At 70.9% G+C, this 10,627-nt stretch carries 8 protein-coding genes; 6 read left to right on the top strand and 2 right to left on the bottom strand.

Translation table 11 applies throughout. The annotated features are described in order from the left end of the window. The first annotated feature begins 314 nt into the window (after positions 1–314). From ACZ4D5_RS40195 to ACZ4D5_RS40170, 6 genes are read left to right on the top strand one after another with little or no spacing between them, the layout of a single operon-like run. Complete coding sequence (locus tag ACZ4D5_RS40195; protein WP_467777453.1) at positions 315–1,964, top strand: (2,3-dihydroxybenzoyl)adenylate synthase; 1,650 nt, start codon at positions 315–317, stop codon at positions 1,962–1,964. Then, positions 1,961–3,499 (top strand): amino acid adenylation domain-containing protein, encoded by a 1,539-nt coding sequence (locus ACZ4D5_RS40190; protein ID WP_467777452.1) that lies wholly within the window; start codon positions 1,961–1,963, stop codon positions 3,497–3,499. Before ACZ4D5_RS40195 ends, ACZ4D5_RS40190 begins: the two co-directional genes overlap by 4 nt. Before the next feature lie 4 nt (positions 3,500–3,503). Then, positions 3,504–3,782 carry an acyl carrier protein gene (locus ACZ4D5_RS40185; protein WP_467777451.1) on the top strand — a complete coding sequence of 93 codons (279 nt, stop codon included), beginning with the start codon at positions 3,504–3,506 and terminating at the stop codon, positions 3,780–3,782. Beyond that, the gene (locus ACZ4D5_RS40180; protein ID WP_467777450.1) at positions 3,779–4,936 is read left to right on the top strand and encodes an acyl-CoA dehydrogenase family protein; all 1,158 of its coding nucleotides are present in this window, start codon (positions 3,779–3,781) and stop codon (positions 4,934–4,936) included. Before ACZ4D5_RS40185 ends, ACZ4D5_RS40180 begins: the two co-directional genes overlap by 4 nt. A 26-nt stretch (positions 4,937–4,962) precedes the next feature. After that, positions 4,963–6,150, top strand: coding sequence for an acyl-CoA dehydrogenase family protein (locus ACZ4D5_RS40175; protein ID WP_467777449.1), 1,188 nt, complete (start codon positions 4,963–4,965; stop codon positions 6,148–6,150). 21 nt (positions 6,151–6,171) lie between these two features. Further along, positions 6,172–6,933 carry an alpha/beta fold hydrolase gene (locus ACZ4D5_RS40170; protein ID WP_467777448.1) on the top strand — a complete coding sequence of 254 codons (762 nt, stop codon included), beginning with the start codon at positions 6,172–6,174 and terminating at the stop codon, positions 6,931–6,933. A gap of 83 nt (positions 6,934–7,016) precedes the next feature. Here ACZ4D5_RS40170 and ACZ4D5_RS40165 read toward each other — a convergent pair whose 3' ends face one another. After that, positions 7,017–8,732: an ABC transporter ATP-binding protein gene (locus tag ACZ4D5_RS40165; RefSeq protein WP_467777447.1), complete on the bottom strand. Its 1,716-nt coding sequence runs from the start codon at positions 8,730–8,732 to the stop codon at positions 7,017–7,019. Positions 8,733–8,776: 44 nt separating this feature from the next. Beyond that, the gene (locus ACZ4D5_RS40160; RefSeq protein WP_467777446.1) at positions 8,777–10,609 is read right to left on the bottom strand and encodes an ABC transporter ATP-binding protein; all 1,833 of its coding nucleotides are present in this window, start codon (positions 10,607–10,609) and stop codon (positions 8,777–8,779) included. Positions 10,610–10,627: the final 18 nt, after the last annotated feature.

The following is a 10,627-nucleotide window of genomic DNA, read 5'->3' as shown; positions in this document are numbered from 1 at the left end:
CCTACAGCCTTTCCCCTGCGGTGTTTTCACCCACGGTAAAAACACCGCAGTATTTTTCACGCTGCAGGCCATTTCAGGGCACACGCATCATGTATGCCCTGCTCAGCACGGGCATTGACCGTTCGGACAACGGTGCGTTACTGTCGATCGACGCCATGAGGCAAGTAATTTAGAATTTGCCTTGCATTCTCACTTAACATTCTCGATCAGGGCGATTGGATTCACCCGGGGCAGGGAATTTCCTTCCCTTCCGGGAGATTCACAGGGAACCGCATGCGCAGTCCGGAGTCGCACGAAAGAAAGGGATCCTCTCCATGGCCATCGATATGACCCCTTGGCCCAGCGCAGACGTCGAGAGGTACCGAGCCGCGGGGTACTGGCGAGGGGACACCTTCGCCCACTTCCTCGCCTCCCGGGCCCGTGCCCACGGCGACCGCGTCGCCCTCGTCGACGACCGGACGCGCCTGACGTACGCCGAACTCGACCGGCAGACCGATCATTTGGCGCACGGACTGCGCGGGCTCGGCCTCGGGGCCGACGACCGCGTACTGCTCCAACTGCCCAACCGCGCGGAATTCCTCCTGCTCTGGTTCGCGCTGATGAAGATCGGCGCGGTCCCGGTGCACACCCAACCGGGCCACCGCAGAAGCGAGATGGTGCACCTCGCCCAGCACTCGGAGGCGGCCGCCTACGTCATCCCCGATGTGCACGCGGGCTTCGACCACCGCGAACTGGCCGCCGAGGTGCGGTCGGTGAGCCCCTCGCTCAAGCACGTCGTAGTGGTCGGCGACTCGGGCACCGGCACCGGCTTCACCCCCTTCAGCGACCTCATGGCGGCCGCGCCAGAAACGGGCCCGGCCATCACCTCCCGGGCCCGCGGTGGCGACGCGGCTCTGCTGCTGCTCTCCGGCGGCACCACCGGACTGCCCAAGCTGATCCCGCGCACCCACGACGACTACCTCTACAACTCGCGCGCCGCCGGCGAGGTGTGCGAGATGACCGAGGACTCGGTATACCTCGCGGCGCTGCCCGTGGCGTTCAACTACACGATGAACTGCCCCGGCGTCCTGGGAGCGCTCACCGTCGGCGGACGGGTCGTGCTGGCGAGCAACCCCGACCCGGGCTACTGCTTCGACCTCGTCGAACGCGAGGGCGTCACGATCGCCGCCATCAATCCCCAGCTCGCCCCGGTCTGGCTCGACGAGGCGGCAGCGACCGACGCCGACCTGTCCAGCCTGCGGGTCCTCCAGGTCGGCAGCGCCCGGCTCGCCGACGAGACGGCCGAGAAGATGGTCGCCGAGTTCGGGTGCGTGATCCAGCAGGTGTTCGGCATGGCCGAAGGGCTGCTGTGCCTGACCCGGCTCTCCGATCCGCCGGAGATCATCACCACCACTCAGGGCAGGCCGATCTCCCCGGCCGACGAGGTACGCGTGGCCGGACCGGACGACGAGGAGGTGGCGGACGGCGAGGAGGGCGAGTTGCTCGTCCGCGGCCCGTACACCCTGCGCGGCTACTACCACGCCGACGAGCACAACGCGAAGAGCTTCACCCACGACGGCTTCTACCGCTCCGGTGACCGCGTGCGGCGCCGGCCGACCGGGCACCTGGTCGTGGTGGGCAGGTCGAAGGACCAGATCAACCGCGGCGGCGAGAAGATCCCCGCGACCGAGGTCGAGGGCCATCTGCTGGCCCACCCCGTGATCCAGTCGGCCGCGCTGCTTCCGGCGCCCGACCCGGACCTGGGCGAGCGCTCCGTCGCCTTCCTCGTCCTGGACGGCGGGCCCGCGCCGGACCGCAAGGCGCTCGCCGCCTTCCTGCAGGAGCGGGGCGTGGCCGCCTACAAGGCACCCGACGAGATACGCGTCCTCGACGTGATGCCGCTGACACCCGTCGGCAAGATGGACAAGAAGGTGCTGGCCGCGCGGATCAGGGCCGAGCAGGGTGAGAGCGGGCCGCGCGCATGAGCCGGACCGGCCCCTGGGGCCCGCTCGACGCGCTCCTGGCGAACGCCGCGCACGACCATCCGGACCGGGACGCCGTGACGGAGGGCGAACACTCCCTGACCTACGGGGAGTTGGAGACGCGAGTCGGTGAACTCGCCGCCCGCCTCACGGCCGCGGGGGTACGCCCCGGAGACCGTGTCGGCGTGTACGTGCCCAAGAGCACGGACGCCCTGGTCGCCCTCTACGCGTCCCTGCGGTGCGGCGCGGTCGCCGCGCCCATCGACGTGAAGGGCCCTCCCGAGCGGACGGCACGCATGGCCGTCAACGCCGCCCTCGGCTTCCTCGTCACCACGGACCGCACCGCCGCGTCGGCCGCCCGCGTGCGGGAGTTCACCGGCCAGGGCCCGGGCGAGGCCGAGGCGCTCGCCCCCGGGCTGGGGCTCCTGCCCCTGCACCCGCCCGGAGCCGCGGTGACCGAGGGCCGCGACGGCGGGTACCTGCTGTTCACCTCGGGCAGTACCGGCTGGCCCAAAGGCGTCCTCCTCTCGCACGAGAACGTGCTGCACTTCGCGCGGTGGACCGTGGAGCAGTTCGGGCTCAAGTTCTCAGACCGCGTCGGCTCCCAGGCGTCGCTGACGTTCGACCTGAGCACGTTCGACGTCTTCGGCAGCGCCCTGTCGGGGGCATGCCTCGTCCTGCTCCCCGAACCCCTCAAAGCCTTCCCCCAGGACGTGGTGAGCTGGCTGCGCACGGAGCGGATCTCCGCCTTCTACGCGGTCCCGACGCTGTATCAGGCGCTGCTGCACCAGGGCGGGATCTGCACCGCTCCCCTGCCCGACCTCCGCATCATCGCGTTCGCCGGGGAGCCCTTCCCGGTCGGCGACCTGGAGCGCTACGTGAGCGCCTTCAGGACGGCGGAGTTCTACAACCTCTACGGCCCGACCGAGACGAACGTCTGCACCTTCGAGAAGGTGCCGCACGGCTGGTCGGCCCCTGACGGGCTGTCCATCGGCAAGGAGATAGCGGGAGTTCAGGTCGAACTGGTCGACGACCGGCACCGCGTCACCTCCGACGAGGGGGAGATTGCCGTCTCGGGGCCGACGGTGGCCCTCGGCTATCTGCAGCACGGCCGGCACCGCCCGCTCACCTCGCCGATCCACCTGGCCGACGGCCGTACGCGCCCCGCGTACCTCACCGGTGACCTCGGCTACTACGGCGCCGAGGGCAAGATCCACCTACGGGGGCGAAGAGACCACCAGATCAAGCGGCGGGGCTACCGGATCGACCTCCAGGACATCGAGAGCGTCGTCCAGGAGTTCCCCTCGGTGCGCAACTGCGCGGCGGTGTGGGCTCCTCAGGGCGCCGCGGGCGGCGAGCTCCGGCTCCACGTCGCCGCGGACGGCACCACGGAGGCACACCTCCGCGAGCAGCTGTCCTCCTCGCTTCCCCGCCACATGCTTCCCGACCGCATCCACCTGACGGAACGGCTTCCGTTGACGGAGCGAGGGAAAGTCGACCGCGAAGCGCTGGCTTCGGCAGAACCGACCCGGGAATGAGGCCATGAAGAACGTTGACGAGCTGTGTTCACTGATCCAGGAGATCACCGACGAGGCCGGGGGACAGACCGACGAGAAGGTCGATCCCGGGACGCCGATGCTCATTTCGGGACTCGTGGACTCCCTGACCATCATGCGGATCGTCGCCCGCGTCGAGCAGCAGACCGGCGTCTCGTTCCCGGAGACCTCGGTCGTCGCCAGGAACTTCCGTACGCCCACGGCGCTCTGGGAGGCCATCGAGACCCTCAAGGACACCGCCCGGCACGAGGGCGCGGTGTCATGACGGCGCAGGCATCCGCCTCGGCGGTCGAGGACGCCGTCGCACGCGCGGCGACGGCCGCACGGTCCGCGTTGGCGAGGACCGCGGGCGCCGGCTTCCGCGCCCGGTGGAAAGCGCTCGTGGCCGAGGGCCTGCTGAAGGACGATCCGCGGCCGCCCGCGGCCGAAGCCGACGGCCTGGGCCCCGTCACCACGGCACTGGCCACCCTTGAGGGAATCGGCCTGGCCGGGGCGCCGGCCGGGCTGTGCTACGCGCTGGCCTCGCAGCGGTTCGGCATCCAGTACCCCCTGCAGTCGATGCTGCCCCCACAGGTACGGGACGGCCTCGGAGACGTGGCGGGCGGCGACGTGCTGCTGTGCCACGCCCTGACCGAGGAGGGCGGCGGCAGCGATCCGCTGTCCATGTCCACCTCGGCCGAGCTCCAGGAGGACGGCAGCTACGTCCTCACGGGAATGAAGGCGTTCGTCACCGCGGCGCCGATCGCCGACATCGGCCTGGTCTTCGCCCGCACCTCGCCCGAGCGCACCCCCTTCGCGCTGTCCGCCTTCCTGGTCGACCTGCGCGTGCCCGAGGTCAAGCGCAGCGAGCCCTTCCCCAAGACGGCCCTCACCGAAGTGCCCATGGGATCCCTGACGTTCGGCGGGGTACGGCTCACGCCCGACCGGCTGGTGGGCGACGAGGGATCGGGCCTGGCGCTGCTCACCGTCACCACGGCCTGGGAGCGCGCGATGCTCCTGTCGTACGCACTCGGCCCCATGCGGGGGGTCCTCGAACGCACCGTCGACTGGTGCACGTCGCGGGAGCACTTCGGCCGCAGGATGGGGTCGAGCCACCTGGTGGCGGCGCGGGTCGCCGACATGGCCCTGGCCCTCCACCGCTCCCGGGCGCTCGTCTACCACATGGCCGCGCGGCTCGACGCCGGCGAGCGTCCCCGGCAACTGGCCTCCGACGCGGCGCTCACCAAGATCTCGGTCGCCGAGGATTACGTGAAGTTCACCCAGCAGGCCGCCATGCTCGGCGGAGTGCGCTCCTTCATCGAGGACTCCGGGCTCTGTGCCGATCCGATCAGCCCTCTGGCGGCATCGACGTACGCGGGCCCCAACGACCTGTTGCGGGTCACGGTCGCCCGTGAACTGGGTCTCCCTGTCGAGAATTGACCTCCCGGTCGGACGAAAAGGACCCCATGCGAGTCATCGACCCACAGGATGCCGGAACCCTGGACAAGCGCGTGCAGGCGGCCGCGGACGAGCTGTCGGCACTCGCCGCCGATGTCGACCGCGGCCGCGTCGGCCCGCACGGAAGCTATCAACTGATCCGGGAATCGGGCCTGTTGAAGCTTCTCGTCCCCTGGGAGTCCGGCGGCGAGGGCCTCTCGTTCCTCGCCTACACCAAGGCCCTGGAGACCCTCGCCACCGGCGACGGGGCGACCGCGCTCGGCTTCAACATGCACAACGTGGCCATCGGCGCCCTGTGCGAAACGGCGCGCTCACCGCTGCCGGAGGCGGCCGAGCGCTTCCGCGAGTGGGTCTTCACCGAAGTCGTGGAGCACGGCAGGATGTTCGCCTCGGCGACGTCCGAGACCGGCTCAGGCGCGAAGCTCCAGCACCTTCAGGCCACCTACCGGGCGTCCGGCGACGGCTACGTCCTCAACGGCACCAAGTCCTTCGTCTCCCTGGCCGGCGTCGCCGACTACTACGTCGTGGCCGCCAGGGAAGAGGGCTCCTCGCAGGCGGAGGAGGTGTCGCACTTCGTGGTGTCCGGGCTCGACGACGGCGTGGCGTTCTCCGAGCCCTGGGACAGTGCGGCGCTGCGCGGCACACAGACCGCGCAGATGTCGCTGCGGGACGTACGGATCCCCCGCGCACGGCTCTTCCTCGGTGTCGAGGGGCTCTCGCTGTTCAAGCTGATGCGGGAGCCGCACTGGATGGTGTCCGGCTACATGGGCGCCTATCTGGGCATCGCCGAGTCCGTCCTGCGCCTGGTGGTGCGCCTGCTGGAAGGCAACGAACACCGCCGCTCCTCCCCCGTTGCGCAGGCCCAGGTGGGCAGGCTGGCCGTGGAGCTCAAGGCGGCCAGGGCGCTGGTCTACTCGGCGGCGCGTCTGGTGGACGAGGAGAAGGGCAGCCTGGAGGCCAACACCGCGGTGCACGCGGCGAAGTACTGCGTCGGCGAGCTGGCACCGCGGCTCGCCCTGGACGCCGTGCGCATCTGCGGCTCGGGCTCCCTGCGCGCGAGCGAGCCGCTGGAGCGCCTGCTGCGGGAGGCCGCCTTCTGCTCGGTGATGCCGGCCAAGCCGGACGAGTGCCTGGAGTACGTGGGCAAGGCGACCTTGGGCTTCAACATGTTCAACGCCCGCAACTTCGACTGGTGAGTGCGGTGGAGGGAGAGCGAGTTGCCGGTCATCGAGCTGAGTGACGGCCCCGTCGAGTACCGGCGCGTCGAAGGGCGCGCCGGTCTTCGGCCGTTGGTCTTCCTGCACGAGGGGCTCGGGTGCGTCGCCATGTGGGCGCGCTTCCCCGACGCCCTCGCGCGCGCGACGGGGCGGCCCGCCGTGGTCTACTCCCGGCACGGGTACGGCGGTTCGGGGCCGGCCCGCACCCCGCGCCCCCTCACGTACATGCACGACGAGGCGGCCCGGGTCCTCCCCGAACTTCTCGACCTGCTGTCCGTGCGGGAGCCGATCCTGGTCGGCCACAGCGACGGCGCCTCCATCGCGCTGCTGCACGCGTCCCGGCATCCTGTCGCCGCCGCCGTGGTCCTCGCGCCGCATGTGTTCGTCGAGCCGGAGACCCTGGCGGGGATCAAGAAGGCCCGCGCGGCCTTCGAGGCCGGGGAGCTGTCCCGGCGGCTCGCGCGGTTCCACGACGCTCCCGACAGCGTCTTCGGCGCCTGGTCGGACGTCTGGCTCTCGCCGGAGTTCCGCGGCTGGAACATCGAGGACAGCCTGCCTCGGGTCACGAGCCCGACGCTCCTGATCCAGGGCGACCGGGACGAGTACGCCTCGCTCCGTCAGCTCGACGCCCTGGAGCAGGGCCTCGGCGGCCCCTCCCGGCGGGTCGAAGTCGGAGACTGCGGGCACTCACCGCACCTGGAACGGCCCGAGGAGACACAGGACGCGATCGTCCGCTTCCTCGCCGGCTCGGTGCCGGTCTGACGCCGTCCGCCACACCACAACCGCGGCCCTGTCCATGGCTCCTCGCCACGGACAGGGCCGTTCCTCTCTCCCCGCGCCTCCGGCTACCGCGCCTCGGCGGCCGCCGGGCGGAAGCGCCACCCTTCGACGCGGCTGCGCTCCTCCCAAAAGCGCCGGTAGATCCCGTCCTGCGCGCGCAGTTCGTCGTGCGTCCCCGACTCCACGATCCTGCCCCGGTCCAGGACGAGGATCCGGTCGGCGGCCACCACCGTCGGCAGCCGGTGGGCGATGACCAGGAGCGTGCAGCGCCCGCTGAGCGCGCGCACGGTGTCGGAGATCGCCATCTCGTTGACCGGGTCCAGCGCCGAGGTGGCCTCGTCGAGGATCAGGACGGGCGCTTGCTTGACGATGGCCCTGGCCAGCGAGATGCGCTGGCGCTCGCCGCCGGACAGGGCGGTGCCGCCCTCCCCGACCGCCGTGTTCCAGCCGTCCGGCAGCCGCTCGACGATCTCGTCCACGCGCGCGAGGCGGGCGGCCTCCGCGACGTCCTCGGCGGACGCGTCGGGGCGGCCGACACGTACGTTGTCCTCGATGGTCCCCTCGAACAGGTAGACGTCTTGAAAGACCATGGCGACGTGGGACGCGAGGTCGCTCCCGCGGATCTGGCGCACGTCCACTCCGCCGATGCGCACCGCGCCCTCGTCCACGTCCCAGAAGCGGGCGATCAGGCGGGTCACGGTCGTCTTGCCCGAGCCGGAAGGACCGACGAGCGCGGTCATGCTGTACGGCGGAATCGTCGCGTCGAGCCCGTCGAGCACGGGCGAGGCCGCGGCGTCCTCGTGGTCCGCGTGGTAACCGAAGCGGACACCGCGCAGTTCGATGCCCGCGTCTGCCGGGTGACGCGGCTCGATCGGTTCGGGCAGCGACGGGGTGCGGAAGAGCTCGTCCATCTGGTCGAGCCGGTGGCGCACCATGCGCAGGGCCCCGCCGGCCTCGCTCAGCGCCACGACCGGCTCGCTGAACCGGACGAGCAGCACGGCGAGGGCGATGAGCTGTGCGGCGTCGACCGTTCCGCGCAGCGCGAGCACCGTGGCGAAGGCGATCAGGGCCGTCACGCAGAGCTGGACCGTCACGCCGAAGGCGCCGCGCGCGACGGTCGCCCCGCGCAGCCTGCGGCGCCCGATGTCGTGCTGCTCGGTCATCGCCTCGTCCAGCCAGTCGTTCTCCTTCTGCGCGCGGCCGAAGGCACGGATGACGGGCTGGGACTGCGCGAACTCGACGATGCGGCCGTTGGCCCGGGCGACGGCCTCGTCGACGACCGCGTCGGTCCTGGAGACGGCGGTGGTCGACCAGCGGTAGGTGAGGTAGAGGAACGGGAGCGTCGCCGCCATGGCCAGGCCAAGACGCCAGTCGAGGAACAGCATCACCACGAGCACGGTCAGCGGGCTGACGACGGAGGTGACGAGCGGCTGGAGCGCGTGCGCGAACAGCGTGTTGATCTCGCCCACTCCGGCCGTAGCCAGCCGCGTCAGCATGCCGAGCCGTGCCTTGGAGAACCAGCCGACGCTGAGCTGTCCGAGCCGGTCGCCGAACCTGCGGTACAGCACGCCCGTGCTGGACACGGCGGTCGTGAAGCCCAGCTTGGCCTGAACGTAGTACGCGGCACAGGTCCCGGCCGTCACCGCCGCGAGCACGCCGAACCACCGTGCGGCGCCCGCCGCGTCGCCGTTCAGCAGGGCGCGCAGTACGGGCACCACCAGGGCGAAGGCCGTCCCCTGGAGCACCGCGTAGGCGGTCACGGCCAGGGCATGGGATCGCATGGGACGGATCTGCTCAGTGCCGAGGACGCGGACGAGTTGCCTGATCACAGTGCTGCCTCCGGAGCGTCGATGCGGTGATCCCGTCCTCGGGTGCCGGAGTCCGTGCAGGCCTCCCACAGGCCGCGGTACACCGGTCCGGATGCCAGGAGTTCGGTGTGCGTTCCCCGCTCCACGATGCGTCCCTTCTCCAGGACGGCGATCTGGTCCGCGTCCACGATGGTGTGCAGCCGGTGCGCGACGAACAGCACGGTGCGGCCCTCGATGAGCGCCGAGAGGGCGTCGTAGATGCCGGCTTCGGCCTCGGGGTCGACGAACGCGGTGGCCTCGTCGAGCACGATGATCGGGGTGTCGGCGAGCAACGCCCGTGCGATGGCGACCCGTTGGGTCTCGCCACCGGACAGGAGCGCGTCCTCACCGACCACCGAGTCGTAACCGCGGGGCAGTTCGAGGATGCGGTCGTGGCAGCGGGCGGCCCGCGCGGCGGCCCGGACCTCGGCGGACGTGGCGTCCGGGCGGGCCATCCTGATGTTCTCGGCGACGGTGGCCCGCAACAGGCGTACGTCCTGGAAGACGAAGGCCACGTGGCAGTACAGCTCGTGAGCCGTCATATCGCGCAGGTCGACTCCGCCGATGCGCACGGAGCCCTGGTCCGGGTCGAAGAAGCGGGGCAGCAGCGCGGCCAGCGTCGACTTGCCGGCGCCGGACGGGCCCACCAGGGCGGTGACGGTGCCGGGTTCCAGGACGAGGTCGATGTCCAGCAGCACGGGGCTGTCCGCGGTGTACCCGAACGTGACGCCGCGGAACTCCGCCACGTGCCCGGAGGCGGTGAGCGGGTGCTCCGGTTCGGCAAGGGTCGGCGTGGCCAGGAGCTCGGTCACGCGGTCCGCGGCCTGCCTGGCCTGGCCGAAGGCCTGCGGCGCGTAGGTGACGACGACCAGGGGCGCGGTGATCGCCAGGCCGAGCAGCACGAACGGCAGGACGTCGACGGGCCGCGTCCAGCCGGCGGCGACGAAGAGGGTGCCGCCCCCGAGGGACGCGGTCAGCATCGCGGCCGGGCTGACCGACGCGTAGGCGAGCGAACTGAGCGACATCAAAGGCCCCTTGACCGCGGTGAAGGTGACCATGTAGTCGTCCACGGCCCTGCTGAACCGGGCGCCCGCCCTGTCGCGCTGCCCGAAGGCCTTGATCACGGAGATGCCCTGGACCAGCTCGATCACCGCGGAGTTGATGCCGACGATCGCGCCCGCCAGTCGTTCGTGCTGCCGCCCGCCGCGCTTGCCCGTCATACGGAACAGCACGCCGAACACCGGGGTCGTCACCAAGGTGATCAGTGCGAGCCGCCAGTCGAGGGCGAGCAGGTAGACGAGTGCGGCGACCGGCGTGACCAGGGCCGTCGTCAGGTCGGGCAGGGCGTGGGCGACCAAGTAGTGCAGGGAGTCCACGTCGTCGGCGAGCGCCTTCTTCACCGTCGCGCTGTTCCTGCCGGAGAACCAGCCGAGCGGCACCCGGCTCAGCCGGCGGGCGATGCGGCGGCGCAGGCGGAGCTGGAACTCCATGTCCGCGTCGTGCATGAGGAGATGGCTCACCGTCTGTGCCACGAATCGCACCACGAGCGCGAGGGCGGCGAACCCGACGATCCACCACACCGTCGACTCGTCGGGGTCGTCCTCCAACAGCTCGACGGCGAGCGGGTGGATCGCGATGAACGACCCCAGTGAGGCGATCCCCGCGAGCGCCTGTAACGCCACTCCGAGCGCGATGCGGGCGCGCACGGGGCGCAGCAGGGCGCGCAGCGCGGCGCCTTCTTCTCGTTGGTCTCCGACGCCCGGCATCCGGTCCGTGTCCTCGTCGCGTTCAGCCGTCCGGTCCCCGCTCATGGCCTCAACCTTCCGCGC

The sequence above is a fragment of the Streptomyces sp. NPDC025651 genome (genome assembly GCF_055558735.1).
This window is presented reverse-complemented; position numbering and strand designations above follow the sequence as displayed.

Excerpts from the sequence above, each read along its gene's own strand:
- ACZ4D5_RS40195 (WP_467777453.1), top strand. The coding sequence starts at position 315 with ATGGCCATCGATATGACCCCTTGGCCCAGCGCAGACGTCGAGAGGTAC.
- ACZ4D5_RS40190 (WP_467777452.1), top strand. The coding sequence starts at position 1,961 with ATGAGCCGGACCGGCCCCTGGGGCCCGCTCGACGCGCTCCTGGCGAAC.
- ACZ4D5_RS40185 (WP_467777451.1), top strand. The coding sequence starts at position 3,504 with ATGAAGAACGTTGACGAGCTGTGTTCACTGATCCAGGAGATCACCGAC.
- ACZ4D5_RS40180 (WP_467777450.1), top strand. The coding sequence starts at position 3,779 with ATGACGGCGCAGGCATCCGCCTCGGCGGTCGAGGACGCCGTCGCACGC.
- ACZ4D5_RS40175 (WP_467777449.1), top strand. The coding sequence starts at position 4,963 with ATGCGAGTCATCGACCCACAGGATGCCGGAACCCTGGACAAGCGCGTG.
- ACZ4D5_RS40165 (WP_467777447.1), bottom strand. The coding sequence starts at position 8,732 with ATGCGATCCCATGCCCTGGCCGTGACCGCCTACGCGGTGCTCCAGGGG.
- ACZ4D5_RS40160 (WP_467777446.1), bottom strand. The coding sequence starts at position 10,609 with ATGAGCGGGGACCGGACGGCTGAACGCGACGAGGACACGGACCGGATG.